Genomic DNA, 18,405 nt, shown 5'->3' with positions numbered 1-18,405 from the left:
TACCTCCCCAAAATTACTAAATTATTTGATTACATTATACCATATCAGTGAAATTAATGGTACAATAATACCATTGAATAAGAGGTACGGAAATGGCATTTACACACTTACACGTTCATACGGAATACAGCCTGCTGGACGGCGCCGCCCGCATAACTGATGTGGTGGCCAGAGCCAAAGAACTGGGCATGGACTCCCTCGCGATCACTGACCATGGCGTCATGTTCGGCGTTATAGACTTTTACAAAGAGTGCAAGAAGCAGGGCATACATCCCGTCATAGGCTGCGAGGTCTACACGGCGGCCCGCACTATGGCTGACAAAGATCCTGACAAAGATAAGTATCAGGGTCATCTTGTGCTGCTGGCAAAGGATAACGAAGGGTATAAGAATCTCATCAAGATCGTCTCCGCAGGCTTTACCAAGGGCTTTTACTATAAGCCGCGCATAGATAGGGACATGCTCAGAACTCACAGCGACGGTATAATCGCACTGTCCGCCTGCCTGGCAGGAAACGTGCAGAATCGCCTTTTGAACAGAGATTACGCCGGGGCCAGGAAGGAAGCCGCAGAACTTCTGGACATTTTCGGACCGGGGAATTTTTATCTGGAACTTCAGGATCAGGGCCTTCAGGAAGAGGCCTTCATCAATCCGGAGATCGTCAGGCTGTCCAAGGAACTTGGCATACCTATGGTTTGCACCAATGACGTCCACTATGTGAGACAGTCCGATGCCGAGGCCCACGACGTGCTCCTTGCAATTCAGACCGCAACGTCTATTTACGATGAACATCGCATGCGCTTTCCCAACGATCAGTTCTACCTGAAAAGCGAGGAAGAAATGCGGAAGCTTTTCGATGGGATCGCGCCTGACGCAGTTAATAACACAGAGAAGATCGCTAAGGAATGCAATGTGGAATTCACCTTTGGAGAATACCACCTGCCGGAATTTTTGCCGCCGGAAGGAAAGACCAACCAGCAGTATCTCAGGGAGCTTTGTGCTGAAGGCCTTAAGGACAGATATGACACAGTGACAGCTCAGCTTCAGAAGAGGCTGGAATATGAACTGGGAGTCATCGAATCCATGGGTTATGTGGAGTACTTCCTCATAGTCTGGGACTTCATTAATTTCGCCAAGAACAGCGGGATCATGGTGGGACCGGGAAGAGGCTCTGCCGCCGGAAGTCTGGTGGCCTACTGCCTGAGGATAACCGACATCGATCCTATAAGATATAACCTGATATTCGAACGGTTCCTCAATCCTGAGAGAGTCAGCATGCCTGATATCGATGTGGATTTCTGCATCGAGCGCAGAGGCGAGGTAATAGATTACGTTAAGAGAAAATACGGGGAAGCCAATGTTTCCCAGATAATAACCTTCGGGACAATGAAGGCCAAGGCTGCAGTAAGAGACGTAGGCAGAGCCTTGGACATGAGCTACGCCGACACAGATAAGATCGCCAAGGCAATACCATTCGATCTGCACATGACCATAGAGAAAGCTTTGAACACCAACCCGGAGCTGAAGGCCATGTACGACAGCGACGAACGGGTAGCCAAGGTCCTGGACATGTCGAGAGCCCTGGAGGGAATGCCGCGCCACGCATCTACCCATGCGGCGGGAGTCGTTATCTCCAGACTGCCATTAGACGAATATGTACCTTTGTACATGACAGATAAGGGCGTGGCCACACAGTTCAACATGACGACTATAGAGGAGCTGGGCCTTTTGAAGATGGACTTCCTGGGACTGAGGAACCTGACTGTCATCAGAGACGCCCTGGAACTTATCAGGCAGGACTGCGGCGACACTATAGATTTCGCCAGAATGGGCTACGATGACAGAGCCGTTTACGACATGATCGCCAGGGGCAACACCGAGGGAGTTTTCCAGCTGGAAAGCGCCGGCATGACTTCCTTCATGAAGAATCTGAAGCCTACATGCTTCGAGGATGTAGTGGCCGGGATATCACTGTACAGACCGGGCCCTATGGACTCCATACCGACATATATAGCCAATAAGAAGGACCCGAAGAGGATCAAGTACGTGACGCCAGAACTGGCGCCCATACTTGACGTTACCTACGGTTGCCTGGTATACCAAGAGCAGGTAATGCAGATCGTCCGGGATCTGGCCGGCTACAGCTTCGGCCGTTCGGACATCGTTCGCCGCGCCATGAGTAAAAAGAAGCGGGATGTCATGCTTCAGGAGAAGGAATACTTCATCCACGGCAAGGATGACGAAAATGGCAACATAGAGATCATGGGTAGCGTGCGCAATGGCATATCTCAGGAAGCGGCAGAGAGCATCTTCGCCGACATGGAGACCTTCGCTCAGTACGCCTTCAATAAATCCCACGCGGCGGCTTATGCCGTGGTGGCCTACGAGACAGGCTATCTGAAGAAGTATTACGCTGTGGAATTCATGGCCGCTCTCATGAGCAGCGTCATGGGCGACGCCACGTCTATTTCCAAGTACATCAGGAACTGCGAGGAAATGGGCATTGAAGTCCTGCCGCCGGATATAAATGAAAGCAGCAAGAAGTTCACCGTCGTCAACGGCAAGATAAGATTCGGCCTTATGGGCGTGAAGAACGTCGGTGAAAACGCCATAGAGAATATAATCGAGACCAGAGAGACCAAGGGCGAACCGGAGGACATCTTCAGGTTCATAAGCAATATAGATGTAAGCGTAGTCAATAAGAAAGCCGTGGAAAGCCTCATCAAGGCCGGCGCTCTGGATTGCCTGAATCCTAACAGGGCAGCTCATCTGGCCGTCTACGAGCGGCTCATGGAGGGCGCTCAGAACGACGCCAGGAGAAACATCGCCGGGCAGATGTCTTTGTTCCAGACCAGCAGCGAGGAAATGAACACCGGCGACACCAGCGGCCAGCTACCTAAGGTAGAAAACTTCAGCAAGAAGGTCCTTTTGTCCATGGAGAAGGAAATGCTGGGCGTGTATATTACGGACCACCCTTTGAACGAGTACGCAGGCCGCATCGACAAGCTGGCAACGGTGACAGCCAAGGATCTCCAGGCGGTGGGAACTGCCGATGATGAAGACGCCGACATGGCCGAGGCCGGAATGGCAGAAGGCGGCGCGGACATTTATGACGGCATGAAGGTCGTCATGGCGGGCATGATCACCGGCAAGAAAAATCTGGTCACAAAAAATAACAAAATGATGGCTTTTGTTGACATGGAAGACCTTTACGGCCCTGTGGAGGTAGTGGTTTTCCCTAATGTTTACGAGAGATGCCAGCAGGATATAATGCCGGACAAGGTGGTCATAATCAAGGGAAAACTCAACTTCAAGGAGGGCGAAGTGCCGAAGCTTCTGGCGGATTCCGTAGTGGATATGGATGAGGCCATAGAGGATACTGAGGACGGAGCCATAGTCAAGGTCAGGATACCTGCAGAGGTGGACGAGGCCGAGACCCTTGAACTCATTCATAAACTGTTCCGCAGGAATCACGGAGGGGCCACAGGCCTCATGTACCTGCAGAACGGGAAAATAGTCAGGACCGATCCAAGGGCGGGAATAGAGCCGTCGGAAGGTCTGAAGTCACAGCTTGGGGCCATAGTCGGCAACAGCAATGTGAAAATCGAAAGGTGAAGGGAGATGCTAAGATGAAGAGGATAGGAGTACTTACCAGCGGAGGGGATTCTCCGGGAATGAATGCGGCAATCAGAGCTGTGGTACGGTGCGGTATAGATAAAGGCCTTGAGGTCTACGGTATACAGAGAGGCTACGAGGGCCTCATCGACGGCGAGATCGAGGAGATGGACAGGAATTCTGTAGGCGATATCATGCAGCGTGGGGGGACTATGCTGAAGACCGCCAGGAGCGAGCGGTTCAGAACTGAAGAGGGCGTGGACAGGGCTATCGCCATGCTGGACACCTTCGGCATAGAGGGTCTGGTAGTCATCGGCGGAGACGGGACCCTTCACGGAGCTGCGGATCTGACGCGGAAGGGCATCAAGGTCATGGGACTTCCGGGGACTATAGACAACGACCTGGGATATACGGATTTTACTATTGGCTTCGACACGGCTGTGACTACAGTACTGGAGGCTATTTCCAAGATAAGGGACACGTCGTCTTCTCACGAGAGGACTACGGTCATCGAGGTCATGGGCAGACGCTGTGGCGACATAGCTCTCTTCGCAGGTCTGGCCGGCGGCGCCGAGGATATTCTGGTACCTGAGCTTCCTTACGATGTGACGGCCCTATGCAAGAAGATAGTCATGAGCGCCAACAGGGGCAAGCAGCATAGCATAATAATCAAGGCTGAGGGCGTTGATATCACTACCCAGGAACTGGTCGATGAAATAGAAAAGCGCACGGGCAGAGAGACCAAGATGGTCATTCTGTCATATCTTCAGAGAGGCGGTTCTCCGACAATGAGAGATAGGATACTGGCTACTCTCTGTGGCTCCAAGGCTGTAGATCTGCTGAAGGAGGACTCTGAGAGCAAGGCCATAGGCACAGAAGACGGAGCCATAGTGTCATTCGATCTGCTGGAAGCCCTGGAGCAGACCAGAGAACTGGATATGGAAATGTACGATCTGATAGGAGTATTGAGTAAATGAGTAAAATAGCGGTAGTTTATTATTCCAAACACGGAACAACTGAAGAATACGCACGGAAAGTGGCGGAAGAAGTCGGAGGAGATCTATTCGACGCCCATAAGGTCAAGTATAAGGACATTAAAGATTATGATGTCATAGTTTACGGCGGCGGCATTTATTCCGGCGGTATCAAGGGAATAGAATTTCTCAAGAAAAACTGGAACAAAGGTCTCTGCGAGAAAAAGATCATGGTTTTCGCTGTTGGCATAACGGTGGATCACGAGGAAAACTGCCAGCAGTGCCGGGAGATAAATTTCGTCAAAAGGCTGGAGGGCCTGCCTTGTTATTTCCTGCCGGGGGCTTATGATCCTGCCAAGAACACGGGCGTGGACAAGCAGATAATGGGCTTCACACTGAAACTAATAGGTGAGGGTGACGCCAAGGGGCAGACGGCAGAAAGCAATTCTCTCATAGACCGTATGAGAAACGGCTGTGACCTGAGGGATATGAGCGCTATCGGGCCTTTAGTCGAGGCCATCAAGGCTCTATAAGCGGCGAGCCCGGGCCTGACAGAAACTGCCGGCGCTGGTCTTACAGGTCAATGCCGATATCGTTGCCGATTAACTGACCGAAACCTATGGAACTGTCGCCGAATTTTCGGCGGATCTCGTCCATAGTGCGTTCAACGGATTCGCTCTTTTCACGGGCAGCGTTGACATCAGAAAATATGGAAAGCTGTTCGCTTTCGGATTCATCTACCAGGTTTATGGCGGTCACCGTCAGGAGCCTGATAGGATCGGAGAGGCGCCAGGAGGAATCGATGATCTCCATGGCGCTTTTTCTTATTTCATCAGCAAGATTAGTCGGCGACGCCAGCTGCTTCTGGCGGGATATGCTCTTGAAGTTGGGATCCTTGATGTCGACCTTGACGCCATAGGCCTTCATCTGATATTTGCGCAGGCGGCTTGCAACTGTATCGGACAGGCTGAGAAGAGCTGTCACTATATCATCGCGGCCTGTGAGATCGCGCTTGAAAGTGAAGCCGTTTCCTACGGATTTGATCTTGTCACGCTGATCGAAGAGGCAGACGGGACTGGTGTCTTCGCCCCGGGCGTAAGAACGCAGGAGTGGTCCCTGTTTGCCCAAAAGAGACTCCATACTCTTGGGGTCGGCCTTGGCCAGATCTCCTATAGTATTGATACCTACGCCGCGGAGTTTTCCTGCCGTGGCGAACCCCACGAAAAACATCTCCTCAATGGCCATAGGCCAGAGAAGGCTTTGGTAATTGTCGCGGGTGATCTCCGTAGTCGCGTCAGGCTTCTTATACTCACTGCCCATCTTAGCGAAAATTTTGTTATATGACACGCCGGCAGATAGAGTCAGTCCCAGCTCCTCGTGGACCCGGGCCCTTATCCTATCTGCAATCGGGCGGCCCGTGCCGAAGAGTTTCTGACTGGCCGTTACGTCAAGCCAGGACTCGTCAACGCTGAAAGGCTCCACCATATCCGTATATTCAAGGTATATTTTGTTGATGCGGGCGCTGTAATCATGGTATTTTTCATGGTGGGGCGGCAAAAGCTCCAGGGACGGGCACTTGCGCCGGGCCTGCCATATGGTCTCCGCCGTCACGACGCCGGCCCTCTTGGCGAGCTCGTTTTTTGCCAATATAATACCGTGGCGGCTGTCTGCACTGCCGCTGACTGCCACCGGTACGCCGGCCAGCTCCGGGTGGTCCAGAAGTTCCACGGAGCAGAAGAAACTATTCATATCACAATGTAAAATCACTCTATCCATGGCTATATTATATCCCGACTTTGGCCCTGTGGCAAACGGAAGTTCTTGCAAGTGGAAAGAGAAAGAATTATAATCTTACTAACGATAAAATTCGAAAAGAGGCGTAAATATGGATATAGAAAAACTTGTAAAAATGCAGAGAAATTTCTTCAACACAGGGGGAACCAGGTCGGTCAGATTCCGCCGGGCCATGCTCAGGCGGCTGGCAGGCGCTATCAAGGATAATGAGGATCTTCTCAACGAGGCCATGAAGGAGGACATGAACAAAAGTCCTCTGGAGGTTTATATGACGGAGACGGGCATGGTCCTGGACGAGATCCGTTATCACCTGAAGCACGTGGAAAGCTGGGCTATGGACAAAGAGAAAATCACGCCTTTGGCGCAGTTTCCGTCCAGGTCTTACGTATCCCCGGAGCCTTACGGCGTTGCCCTCATAATGTCACCCTGGAACTACCCGGTCCAGCTTTGTCTGGAGCCGCTCATCGGAGCAATTTCCGCCGGATGCACGGCTGTCATCAAACCGTCGGCCTACGCGCCGGCAACCAGCGCAGCCATTGGCGAGATAATACATTCGGTATTCCCGCCTAAATATATAGCAGTTGTCCAGGGAGGCAGGAAGGAAAATTCCAAGCTTCTGGAGCAGAGATTCGACTATATTTTCTTTACAGGAAGCCCGGCAGTGGGGCACATGGTCATGGAGTCCGCCGCGAAATATCTGACGCCGATGACTCTGGAACTGGGCGGCAAGAGCCCGGTCATCGTAGATCAGACGGCGGATATCAGGATCGCAGCCAGGCGCATCGCCTTCGGCAAGGTCCTCAACGCAGGCCAGACCTGTGTGGAGCCGGATTATATGTTTATCCATGAAAGCGTTAAGGAAGAGTTCATTACAGAATACCAGATGGCCATCAGCGACTTCTTCCCTGACGGAGATATGAGCGACATGAACGTAATAATAAATCAGAAGCATTTCGACAGAGTCAGCAGACTTCTGGAAAGCGGCAGAGCCGTAGTCGGAGGAACCACGGATCCTGAGCGTCGTTTCATAGAGCCGACACTGCTGGACGATGTTAGCCTTGACTCGCCTATAATGCAGGAAGAGATCTTCGGACCGATTCTGCCGATGATCACCTACACCAACATAGACACCTGTATAGAATACATAATATCCCACGAAAAACCTCTGGCCCTGTATCTGTTCACGGCCAGCAAATCCACTGAGCGCAGGGTCCTCAGATGCTGTTCCTTCGGAGGCGGTTGCATCAACGACACAATCATACATCTGGCTACTTCCAGAATGCCTTTCGGCGGAGTGGGAGCCTCAGGTATGGGCTCCTATCACGGAAAGAAGAGCTTCGATACATTCACCCATTACAGGAGCATCGTCAGTAAGGGCACCTGGCTGGATCTGCCGGTGAGATACAGACCTTACACGCCCCTGAAAGATAAGATCATCAGACTGCTCATGCATTGATCCGGGCGGGGCCCCTTTCTTGACTTATGTCCGGGACCCAAGTATAATGATTGATGTTACAATTACTTTCAGGAGGTATATCAGTGCGAATAGTTACAATTGCAGCAGGCATATTATTCACTCTTTTCGGAGTGTTTTGCATAGCTAACGCGGGACTGTCATTCATGTCGATGGCGTTCCCCATTGGCATAATACTTATTATAGTAGGAATTTTCGAGTGCATTTCATACAGGAAATCCCTGGATAACAATGAAGAGAAGCATTGGCTCCTTACAGAGGGACTGACAACTTTCATCCTCGGAGTCGTAGTGCTTACAGGCCAGCTGGCGGCAGACATTGCAGTGCCCGTCGTCTTCGGCATGTGGGTCATGATATCCGGTATCAGAGGCTTCGTAGTTCTGACGCAGCTGAAGGTCGACAGGGCCAATATAGTCAGAGATTTCGACTTCTACTGGGACCTGGTCATCAGTGCCCTGAACATAGTCATCGGCCTGTACACATTCTTCAATAATCTGCTGTACCCATTGTCGGTACTGGCTATTCTGGGCATATGTTTCGCGATCCAGGGAGCCACTGTCATCAAGTTCGGTTACGACATGACCTATGTCAAACCGGATATTCTGAAGACTAAGGAAGAGAAACTTGAAGAGGCGGAAACAGCCGCTGAAGAGGCCCATAAGGAAGTGCGCCGTGCTATCAGAAAGGCCCGCCATGCCAAGAAGGCCGCTAAGGAAGCGGAGAACAGTAAGGATTTCAACGAACTCGTTAATGATATAGTCGATGAGGATATGAAAGAAAATGTATGACGCATGCATCATAGGCGGCGGCGCATCGGGACTGACGGCAGCCATCGCTCTGAAAAAAAGCGGCGGGGATCCGTCGGTCATTATTCTCGAGAAGAAGCATGAGCCTGCCAGGAAGCTGCTGGCTACAGGTAACGGCAAGTGCAATCTTTCTAATGAGAATTGCCCGGGCTACCGTGAGACTCTGTCATTCTTTCAGACATTAGGCCTTCTGACCCGTGAAGACGAGGCTGGCAGGTTTTACCCGTATACAGAAGACGCTTCCGACGTAGTCGAGGCTCTCCTGCGTCGAAATAAGTCGGAAGGTGTCGAAGTCCGGTGTGATGCTCATGTCAGCGCCGTAACTCATGATGCCGGGGGTTTTCATGTGACCTATGGCACAAAGAGCAGCCTGCATACTATTGATTGCAGGAAGCTGCTTATTGCAGGGGGCGGCAAGGCCGGCCCGGCTTTCGGAACTACCGGGGACTCTTACAAGCTGGCAGAATCCCTGGGACACAGTGTGACCAGACTGGCTCCGGCTCTTACGGCAGTAGAAACATACGATGATATGAAGGCTTTCGCAGGCATTCGTGCCAAGGCGAGAGTCATATTGAAATATAAAGGCGAAGAGGTTTTCGAAGAAGCAGGGGAAGTACAGTTTACCAAGTACGGTATTTCCGGAATCTGCGTATTCGACCTTTCACGTTTTTTGATTTTACCGGAGGGAAAGAACCTGAAGGGTGGTTTCGACGACTATGAGATCCTCGTGGACTTCTTCCCAAAGGGAGGAGACATAGAGAACTTTTTGCGCCAGCGGGCACATATGAAAGACCTGGCCGGAGAGAATATCCTGGATTCCCTGGTGCGTCAGCCCATAGGCCGGGCCATATATGAAAAGTCCGGCGGAGACGTGAAAGCCATGGCGGAACTCCTGCGAGGCTGGCCTTTGCGCCCGAAAGGCCTTAAGGGCTGGGATTTCGCCCAGATAACCCGTGGCGGCGTGCCCCTTGCCCAGGTAGATGAAGAAACTATGGAATCAAAAATTGTTAAGGGCCTGTATTTCGCAGGCGAAGTGCTGGACTATGACGGCCCCTGCGGCGGATTCAATCTGCAGAACGCATGGGAGACCGGCATCAGGGCAGGAAGAGGTATGAGCAGATGAGAGTAATAAGATATAGACTGAATCAGGTGAAATTAGGCATAGATGAATCCGTCAATGTTTTGCCGCGGAGGATCGCGGCCAGATACGGCAAGGGACATAAGGATACCATCAAGATCTTCGATGTGGAGATCATCAGGGATTCCATTGACGCCCGGCGGAAATCGGACATAAAGAAGGTCTACACTGTGGACTTCTCTTCGGACGTTAAACTGGATCTGCCGGAAGCTCCGGATATGAGTTACAAACAGGTGGAAGCAGGCAAGGAGATAATGGAACGCAGGCCGGTCATAATCGGATTCGGACCCTGCGGTATGTTCTGCGCCCTGATTCTGGCTGAGAGAGGCTACAGACCGCTGGTTCTGGAACGGGGCTACGCTATGGAGGACCGCATCAGGGAGGTAAAGGCTTTCTGGGAGAAGGGCATCCTCAACCCTGAATGTAACGTGCAGTTCGGCGAAGGCGGGGCAGGTACTTTTTCTGACGGCAAGCTGACTACAGGCATCAAGGATCCGCGGATCCGCAAGGTCCTGGAGGAGTTCGTCGAGGCCGGCGCCAACGAGGATATACTATATAAACAAAAACCACATATCGGTACGGATGTTCTGCGCCAGGTGGTGAAAAATATTAGGCTGAAGGTGGAACGTCTGGGCGGCGAAATCAGATTCGACGCCAGGGTGAATCATCTCAATGTTGAAGAGGGTCATGTGACGGGGCTCATGGTACAGACAGGTTATCAGCTCATAAACACAGAGGCGGACAATGTGGTCCTGGCTATAGGCCACAGTTCCCGTGATACTCTGCGCAGTCTCGTTGAGACCGGAGTGGAGATGAAACAGAAGCCGTTTTCCATAGGGGTCCGCATAGAGCATCCTCAGGAAATGGTGGATAAGGCTCAGTACGGTGCGGCGGCAGGCGACGAGCATCTGCCTCACGCTACTTATCAGCTGGCTCATCACTGCAAGGACGGCAGAGGCGTTTATACCTTCTGTATGTGCCCCGGCGGCGAGGTCATAGTGGCGTCTTCTGAGTCAGGTCATGTGGTTACTAATGGTATGAGTTTCAGATCCAGAAACAGCGGAACTGCCAACAGCGGCCTGCTGGTAGATGTTCGGACTGAGGATTTCGGAAGCGATGCCCCATTGGCCGGCGTTGAATTCCAGGAGAAATACGAGGCCATGGCATATAAAAACGGCGGCGGCAGATACAAAGCGCCTAAGACTACCTGGGGTGAATTCAGAGATGGAAAAGATTCTGCAACGGCTGTAATCGAGTGTCTGCCGGAGTTTGCTGTTACAGACATCAGAGAAGCAATGCCTGAACTCGGCAAGAAACTCAGAGGTTTCGACGAGGACAGCGCTGTGTTCACGGCTGTTGAGACCAGAAGTTCATCGCCGGTTCGTATCGTCAGAGGCGAGAATTTCGAGAGCACTGCCATCAAGGGACTTTACCCGGCAGGCGAGGGAGCCGGCTATGCAGGCGGTATAACCAGTTCTGCCTGCGACGGTATCAAAGTCGCAGAGGAGCTCATCGGCAGATACAGCCCATATGAAGGAAAATAAATGCAATCAAAAAGCCCGGAGCAGTTTAATCGCTGCTTCGGACTTTTAAGTTTCAACTACTTTATCAGAACATTTCCTGTCATTTCTTTCGGCACTTCTATCCCCATAAGTGTCAGCATAGTCGGCGCTATGTCGGCCAGCTTTCCGCCGTCCTTGAATTCTACAGGATCAGCGGCGATATGTACCAGGGGTACCTGGTTCAGAGAATGAGCCGTGACTACATTATCGGCATCATCCAGCATCACATCGGCGTTGCCGTGGTCAGCTGTCAGGAGTATCTGTCCGCCTTTGGCCAGGACAGCGTCAGCAATTGGCGGCACGCAGGCGTTGAGTGTTTCTATGGCCTTGATGGCTGCAGGGATGACACCAGTATGGCCCACCATATCGGCGTTGGCGAAATTCAGTATTATCATGTCGTATTTATCAGCGGCTATCTGCTCCAGGACTTTGTCCCTGACTTCATAGGCGCTCATTTCCGGCTGCAGGTCGTAGGTGGCCACCTTAGGCGACTGGACCAGTATTCTGTCTTCACCCGGGTTCGGCGCTTCTACGCCGCCGTTGAAGAAGAAGGTCACATGGGCGTATTTCTCAGTCTCGGCTATTCTCAGCTGTTTGAGGCCAAGGCCTGACACGTATTCGCCCAGAGTGTTGTCCAGATGTTCCGGCGGGAATGCAATCTCCACATTAGGCATAGTTGCGTCATATTCCGTCATGCAGACATATTTCAGATCCTTTACAACCTTAGTTCGACTAAATCCGTCGAAATCCGGATCCACGAAGGCTCTGGTGATTTCTCTGGCTCTGTCGGGCCTGAAGTTGAACATTATTATGGAATCTCCATCGTCAACTAATGAAGCTTTTTCGTTCTCATCCAGGACAACTGTCGGAAGGACGAATTCATCATTTTCATCGCGCCCGTAAGCGGCGTCAACTGCGGAGCAGCCAGTAGCCACTTCAACGCCTGTGGCGAGGGTCATGGCATCGTATGCCTTTTGCACCCGGTCCCACCTTTTGTCCCTGTCCATGGCATAATAACGTCCGCCGACAGTGGCGATCCGGCCGATGCCCACCTGGGACATTTTGAGCTCCAGGCTTTCTATGTATTCCTCTGCGCATCTTGGCGGAACGTCGCGGCCGTCAAGGAAACAATGGACGCAAAGGTCAGTCAGTCCCCGGGCTTTGGCCATGTCCATGAGTGCAAAGAGATGGCTTATGTGGCTGTGTACGCCGCCGTCGGACAAAAGGCCGAAGAGGTGCAGTGTCGAGCCGTTTTTCTTCACGTGGTCCATGGCGTCACAAAGGGCAGCGTTGCTGAAGAAGCTCTTATCCTCTATGGCGTTGGTTATGAGGCTCAGGTCCTGGAAAACTATCCGGCCTGCGCCGATATTCAGATGGCCTACTTCGGAATTCCCCATCTGGCCTTCAGGAAGACCTACGGCTTTGCCTGAGGCGTCAAGCCGTGTCCACGGGTACTTGGCAAATATGGCGTCCAGCTCAGGTTTGCGGGCCTGGGCGATGGCGTTTCCGTGTTTGCTTTCGTTGATTCCGTAGCCGTCCATTATCAGTAGCATTGTTGGTTTCTTGTTATTCATTATAATACTCCGATCCTCGAATAAATATCAGTAGTTGACTAAATAATAACACAAGAGCCGGTAATCAGCAATGTACTTATGACCAATAATTTGGTATAATTTAATAGTTGAACACAGGAGAGAATATTATGGGTTGGACTAAACAACAACAGAGGACTATAGACGAGAGAGACAGGAATCTGCTCGTTTCGGCCGCTGCCGGTTCGGGAAAGACGGCAGTACTTGTAGAGCGCATCAAGAAGATGGTCACTGAAGAGGGCGTGCCCATCGACAGAATGCTCGTGGTGACCTTTACCAACGCCGCCGCTTCGGAAATGCGGGAGAAGATACGCAGGGCGCTGAAGGAAAAATCCAGAGAAGTGCCGGAACTGAAGGATCAGCTGGAACTCATGCCGAGAGCCAGCATCAGTACTTTCCATGCCTTTGCTCTCGATGTGATCCACCATTTTTTCTATCTTATAGATATGGAGCCGGACTTTACTATCTGCGATGACGCTCAGTCCACAGTCCTGAAGGAAGAGGCACTGGACGATCTTCTGGAAAGCCGTTTCGCAGATGATGATCGGGATTTCTACGATTTCCTGGACTGGTACGGTTCCGAGCGCAGTAATGACAGCGTTCGCGACATGATCAAGTCTGTCCACAATTCCCTCATGGCGCTGCCTGAGCCTTTCGAGACTCTGGACGCGAAGATAAGGGAACTGGAAATGCCTCCCGGAGATTATATGAAAACCGATGCCATGGTCCTCATGCTGGAGGATGTAGCCGACACTTTCAAAACAGCCTTCGACAATGCCAAGGCGGCCTATGACCTGCTTCTGGATAATGGCCTTGAGAACCTGGCTGAAAAATTCAAACCGGACATGGACATGTGCGCGGGGCTTTCTGAACTGGCAACAAAGGGTGACCTGGCTGGTCTTTCGGCAGGCCTTTCTAATGTGTCGTGGACTACTTTAAGGGCGGGCAAGGATGAGAAGGAAGAGTATGCCCTGATCAAGGATCAGGTAAGTGCTCTCCGGGACAAGGCGAAAGACTCCTTCAAAACCATGAAAGAATCGTATTTTAGCGATACTATAGAGAACCAGCTGGCGGATATAAATAAAGTCAGCGGCCAGGCCCGCACACTGCAGAAGCTGGTCATGGATTTCGACAGGATATTCAGGGAAAAGAAACTGGAAAAGAAACTGGTTGATTTCAACGATATCGAGCACGATTGTCTGGACATACTCAAACAGCCGGGCACGTCAGAATTCTATAAGGAAAAGTTCCTCTATGTATTCATCGACGAATACCAGGATACAAGCGTCCTTCAGGAAGCTATCATTGACAGGATCAAAGGCGAGGATAACCTGTTCATGGTGGGCGATATCAAGCAGAGCATATATAAATTCAGGCTGGCAGAGCCTGAGATTTTCAAAAATAAATACCGCGACTTCGCCGCATGCGAAGACGGAAAATCGGCGAAGATAGACCTTAACCGGAACTTCAGAAGCAAGCCCGTGATCCTGGACAATATCAATAAGATGTTTCAGCCGATCATGGAAGGCTATGACGCCGACGCCAGCCTATACCCGGGCATCGGATACGACGGCGAGTTTTCCTTTGCGCCTGAAGCTAAGGTCATCGACATATCGTCAGTGGATGACGCCGACGAAGCCATCCGCGACCTGAAGAAAAGCGAGATAGAAGCCTTGGGAGTATGCCGGCTCATCAAGGAAAATCTGGGCAAAGAGTACTATGATTCCAAAGCCGGCCAGACGAAGAAGCTTCGTTACAGGGACATGGTCATTCTCATGCGCGCAATGACTAAATCCGGGATATTCTACGATATCATGAGTTCTCAGGGCATACCTTTATATATAGACAATAATAAAGGTTACTTCGACACTATGGAAATCAATGTGTGCCTGAACCTTTTGTCAATAATAGATAATAAATATCAGGATGTGGCGTTTATCAGCGTTCTGCGTTCTGAGATATTCGGATTTACCACGGATCAGCTGGCGGACATCCGCCTTGCCCGGCAGTCGGGCTCCTATGTGGAAGCATTCATGGCTTACGCCGGCGCCGACGATGACGGTAGCAGCAGCCAGGGCGCGGAGGGCGGCCATGAGGCTGGTGAGAGAAAAGGTGACGACGAGCTGCGACGGAAATGCAGCCGCGTTCTGTCAGATCTCGGTCGATGGAAGAAACTGTCACTGGCTATGCCACTGCCGGAATTTCTTTGGAAGATCCTACTGGATACAGGCTACTATATGATCATGGGCGCCATGCCCGACGGCACTCAGCGCCAGGCCAATCTCAGGTATCTCATCGACAGGACGGAGACATTCTCGGCCAGCGGCCAGAGTTCACTTTACAGTTTCATAAGATATATAGATACGGTCAAGGAGAAAGACGTTGATATGGGCCAGGTGAAGCTCCTTGGTGAAAACGACGATGTGGTCCGGCTGATGACAATTCACAAAAGTAAAGGCCTGGAGTTTCCAATGGTCATAGTAAGCGGACTCGGCAGCAAGTTAAGCTACGCGCAGGATGCCGGAAAGAGTAAGGTGCTTTTCCATAAGGATGTAGGCCTGGGCATGTATCTGGAGGATCCTGCCGCTCACACTGAAAACAGGACCCTTCCATATAACATCATAGTAAGCAAAATCAAAAAGGAAGAACTTGAGGAACACATCCGTGTTCTGTATGTTGCATTTACAAGGGCTCGGGAGAAGCTGTTCCTGACAGGCACGGTGAGCAACGGTGAGAAATTTCAGCAGGCTAAGGAGAACTCTATTACGAGTACTTCGACATATCTGAATCTGCTGGAGGTCATGCCTGAGACTGAGATCATAGACTGCGCCAGCCTGGTGGCTCCCGAGAAGGAAGTCGCCGGAAGAGCCCGAGGCGGTAGCCGGATATTGATGACGGTCGAGCCGGATCCGGAAACCTTTGCGCAGGTGAGCAGGCGGTTGGAATACGAGTATCCATATGCCGCAGCTAGGAAACTCCGCGGGAAATACTCAGTCAGCGCTTTGAACCGTGAGAACGCGGACACAGCGCCGCCGCTGGACACAGCGGTAATGCCGGGGTCTGACGCAGCGCCAGCGCCGGGAGCAGCGCCAGCCTCGACAGAAGCGCCAGCCCCGGTAGCCGATGCAGGCACGTCACCGCCCACCTTGGAAAAACCCAAGTTCCTTCAGGGCGAGCGGCAGATGACGGCCGCAGAACGCGGCACCGTCTACCACGGCATAATGGAGCGCCTGGATTTCAGCCGGGCAGGCAAAGAAGGCCGGCCTTATCTGGAAGCTGCCGTGTCGGATTTTGTCGCAAAAGGTATTTTCCTGCCGACGGAGGTCAGCGCCATAGACCTTGGCAGGATCGAAGAATTTTTTGCGGGAGATGTGGGAAAAAGGTGTATCAAAGCCTACGAAAGTGGTAAACTTTATAGAGAATTGCCTTTCGATGTGAAAATGTCCATGGAAGGCGAGGATGTCATAGTTCAGGGAATCGTCGACTGCTGTTTCGAGGAAGACGGCGCCATAGTGCTCCTGGACTACAAGACAAACTGGATCGACAGGTCCAAGGCTGTTGAAGACGAGGAAGCCAGGATCAGGGAACTTTACAGAAGACAGATCGAAATCTACAGTGAAGCCCTGGAAAAAGGTCTTGGCAAACCTGTCAGGGAATCGTATTTGTACCTGTTCGCAGCAGGCAGATCAATAGAGGTGAAAGGTAAATGAGCACAGGAATTATTTTTGAAGGCGGCGGAATGAGAGGAATCTTCGTCGCGGGAGTCATCGACTATTTCCTTGACAATGATATCAGATTCGACAATGTTTACGGGGTTTCGGCCGGGGCCTGCCACGCCTGCAGTTATGTCTGCGGACAAAGGGGCAGGGCTTACGCTACATCAACGGATTATGTGGATGATCCGAGATATTGCAGTATGAAGAGCCTCCGCAAGACCGGCGATCTTTTCGGCAGTGATTTTCTCTATCACGAGATCCCGGAAAAGCTCTATCCCATAGATAATGAGGAGTTCAAGCACCGCGGCATGAAGTTCCGCGTGGCTATGACCAATTGCATCACCGGGGAGGCGGAGTACCCTGAGGTCAAGGACATGCACGAGGATATGGAGTATGTCCGCGCCTCCAGTTCCCTGCCTGTACTGTCGCGCATGGTGCCCATCGATGGCTATGTTTACATGGATGGCGGCATCGCTGATTCTATTCCTATTCGCCGGGCTGAGGAGGATGGTAATGATAAGATCGTCCTGGTCCTGACGCGTCCCTGCGGCTACAGGAAACATGAGACTCAGCCACTGATGCCGGCGCTGCGGGCCAAGTACCACCGCTATCCGAACATGCTGAAAGCTCTGTCTGACCGCAACCGCAACTATAATGCGACTCTTGATTATATCGGGGAGGCTGTAACAAAGGGTACTGCTTTCGTCATCGCTCCTATGGGCCCTCTGGATATCGGCCGCACGGAGATGAACAAAGATAAGCTGAAGAAGGCTTATGAGGAGGGTTACTTCGTGGCCGAAGGTCTCAGCGGCAAGCTGGAGGAATTCCTGAAATAGTTGCGTGCCGCTGTCCCGTCTGCTGGTCCTCGTGCGCGGGCAGTCATATAGCCTCACTCGCGAAGAGCAGAATATGCCGCGAACTAGGCGAAATATATAAAGTCTTCTGCGAAGCCTTTAAAAGGTGACATTGTCGGAATAAACATACAAGTATGTTATTCCTTCACTGTCACATTTTTTTCGCCGTTAAACAGCGCGGCCATATTTAGCTGCTCTTCCAGCTCGTCTGCGGCTGTGACTGCACCTGCTCCTGCGGAATCGCTGCCGGTTCAGAGACGGCCCGCTAGTTGAAATAATCCCTGATTTTGGCTTTAATGATTTCAATAATAGCTGAGGTGCACATTCATATAAGATGAATAGTGGCCGAGTCCTCTATATCAGGGATATTTCGTGGCCGATGGTTCATAAACGAATGCCGGACACTAATTTACTTAACATATGGATCTATATTCGTGGCCGAGTCCTCTATATCAGGAATATTTCATGGCCGATGGTTCGTATGCGAATACCGGACACTAATCTAACTAAGAAGTTTTTCATAGACGCAAGAATTCCCTAAATAGTTGTGGCAATGTGGCGGATATGATTCCGGCATTTTCGGGCATCATGTCCATATCGCCCACAGTCTCAGGACTGGGGCACTTCCAGGCCAATTGCCCGACAGAACACAAGAATATGATAAGGATAACCTGGGTGGCGCAACGCCTGTGGCTCTGTGCCATCTGCGGTCCTGACAGGGGACCTACCAGCGGCTCATGCTTCGCCGGGTTAGGTCTCCCAGCAAAGGCCTCAGGCTGCCGCGCCCAATCGAGTAGGGGCTAGCAAGTAGCCCCTCTCACACCACCGTACATGCCGTTCGGCATACGGCGGTTCAATTCATATAATAATCTAAACAACTT

Annotated in this window: 11 protein-coding genes; 9 read left to right on the top strand and 2 right to left on the bottom strand. The window is 51.5% G+C overall.

The features are described 5' to 3' along the window. Positions 1 to 92: 92 nt before the first annotated feature. From EV211_RS03570 to EV211_RS03560, 3 genes are read left to right on the top strand one after another with little or no spacing between them, the layout of a single operon-like run. The gene (locus EV211_RS03570) at positions 93 to 3,614 is read left to right on the top strand and encodes a DNA polymerase III subunit alpha (RefSeq protein WP_133528063.1); all 3,522 of its coding nucleotides are present in this window, start codon (positions 93 to 95) and stop codon (positions 3,612 to 3,614) included. A 14-nt stretch (positions 3,615 to 3,628) separates the two neighbouring features. Then, complete coding sequence (pfkA, locus tag EV211_RS03565; RefSeq protein WP_133528062.1) at positions 3,629 to 4,591, top strand: 6-phosphofructokinase; 963 nt, start codon at positions 3,629 to 3,631, stop codon at positions 4,589 to 4,591. Then, a complete protein-coding gene (locus tag EV211_RS03560) occupies positions 4,588 to 5,121 on the top strand; it encodes a flavodoxin domain-containing protein (protein ID WP_133528061.1) in 534 nt (177 codons plus the stop codon). The genes pfkA and EV211_RS03560 overlap by 4 nt, the downstream gene beginning before the upstream one ends. 40 nt (positions 5,122 to 5,161) lie before the next feature. Here EV211_RS03560 and dinB read toward each other — a convergent pair whose 3' ends face one another. Continuing rightward, entirely contained in the window at positions 5,162 to 6,364 is a 1,203-nt protein-coding gene (gene dinB, locus EV211_RS03555; RefSeq protein WP_133528060.1) for a DNA polymerase IV, read from the bottom strand. A gap of 109 nt (positions 6,365 to 6,473) precedes the next feature. Here dinB and EV211_RS03550 point away from each other — a divergent pair, with 109 nt between their 5' ends. From EV211_RS03550 to EV211_RS03535, 4 genes are all read left to right on the top strand, one after another. Further along, positions 6,474 to 7,838: an aldehyde dehydrogenase gene (locus EV211_RS03550; RefSeq protein ID WP_133528059.1), complete on the top strand. Its 1,365-nt coding sequence runs from the start codon at positions 6,474 to 6,476 to the stop codon at positions 7,836 to 7,838. A gap of 83 nt (positions 7,839 to 7,921) precedes the next feature. Continuing rightward, the gene (locus EV211_RS03545; protein WP_166635356.1) at positions 7,922 to 8,644 is read left to right on the top strand and encodes a DUF308 domain-containing protein; all 723 of its coding nucleotides are present in this window, start codon (positions 7,922 to 7,924) and stop codon (positions 8,642 to 8,644) included. Further along, positions 8,637 to 9,785: a BaiN/RdsA family NAD(P)/FAD-dependent oxidoreductase gene (locus EV211_RS03540; protein ID WP_133528057.1), complete on the top strand. Its 1,149-nt coding sequence runs from the start codon at positions 8,637 to 8,639 to the stop codon at positions 9,783 to 9,785. Before EV211_RS03545 ends, EV211_RS03540 begins: the two co-directional genes overlap by 8 nt. Continuing rightward, the gene (locus EV211_RS03535; RefSeq protein ID WP_133528056.1) at positions 9,782 to 11,344 is read left to right on the top strand and encodes an NAD(P)/FAD-dependent oxidoreductase; all 1,563 of its coding nucleotides are present in this window, start codon (positions 9,782 to 9,784) and stop codon (positions 11,342 to 11,344) included. Before EV211_RS03540 ends, EV211_RS03535 begins: the two co-directional genes overlap by 4 nt. Before the next feature lie 56 nt (positions 11,345 to 11,400). Here the strand turns inward: EV211_RS03535 and gpmI are convergent, their stop codons facing one another. Continuing rightward, positions 11,401 to 12,936 carry a 2,3-bisphosphoglycerate-independent phosphoglycerate mutase gene (gene gpmI, locus EV211_RS03530; protein ID WP_133528055.1) on the bottom strand — a complete coding sequence of 512 codons (1,536 nt, stop codon included), beginning with the start codon at positions 12,934 to 12,936 and terminating at the stop codon, positions 11,401 to 11,403. A 128-nt stretch (positions 12,937 to 13,064) separates the two neighbouring features. Between gpmI and addA the strand changes: the two genes are divergently transcribed. Both addA and EV211_RS03520 read left to right on the top strand, forming a co-directional pair. Continuing rightward, positions 13,065 to 16,664: a helicase-exonuclease AddAB subunit AddA gene (gene addA / locus EV211_RS03525; RefSeq protein ID WP_133528054.1), complete on the top strand. Its 3,600-nt coding sequence runs from the start codon at positions 13,065 to 13,067 to the stop codon at positions 16,662 to 16,664. Further along, positions 16,661 to 17,506 (top strand): patatin-like phospholipase family protein, encoded by an 846-nt coding sequence (locus EV211_RS03520; protein WP_133528053.1) that lies wholly within the window; start codon positions 16,661 to 16,663, stop codon positions 17,504 to 17,506. Before addA ends, EV211_RS03520 begins: the two co-directional genes overlap by 4 nt. Positions 17,507 to 18,405 lie beyond the last annotated feature (899 nt).

Source organism: Aminicella lysinilytica, assembly GCF_004362975.1.
GTDB classification, from domain to species: domain Bacteria; phylum Bacillota; class Clostridia; order Peptostreptococcales; family Anaerovoracaceae; genus Aminicella; species Aminicella lysinilytica.
The sequence above is the reverse complement of the archived record's forward strand: the minus strand, read 5'-3'. Positions and strand labels throughout refer to the sequence as shown.

Coding starts and splice junctions, on each gene's coding strand:
- EV211_RS03570 (WP_133528063.1), top strand. CDS start 93: ATGGCATTTACACACTTACACGTTCATACGGAATACAGCCTGCTGGAC.
- pfkA (WP_133528062.1), top strand. CDS start 3,629: ATGAAGAGGATAGGAGTACTTACCAGCGGAGGGGATTCTCCGGGAATG.
- EV211_RS03560 (WP_133528061.1), top strand. CDS start 4,588: ATGAGTAAAATAGCGGTAGTTTATTATTCCAAACACGGAACAACTGAA.
- dinB (WP_133528060.1), bottom strand. CDS start 6,364: ATGGATAGAGTGATTTTACATTGTGATATGAATAGTTTCTTCTGCTCC.
- EV211_RS03550 (WP_133528059.1), top strand. CDS start 6,474: ATGGATATAGAAAAACTTGTAAAAATGCAGAGAAATTTCTTCAACACA.
- EV211_RS03540 (WP_133528057.1), top strand. CDS start 8,637: ATGTATGACGCATGCATCATAGGCGGCGGCGCATCGGGACTGACGGCA.
- EV211_RS03535 (WP_133528056.1), top strand. CDS start 9,782: ATGAGAGTAATAAGATATAGACTGAATCAGGTGAAATTAGGCATAGAT.
- gpmI (WP_133528055.1), bottom strand. CDS start 12,936: ATGAATAACAAGAAACCAACAATGCTACTGATAATGGACGGCTACGGA.
- addA (WP_133528054.1), top strand. CDS start 13,065: ATGGGTTGGACTAAACAACAACAGAGGACTATAGACGAGAGAGACAGG.
- EV211_RS03520 (WP_133528053.1), top strand. CDS start 16,661: ATGAGCACAGGAATTATTTTTGAAGGCGGCGGAATGAGAGGAATCTTC.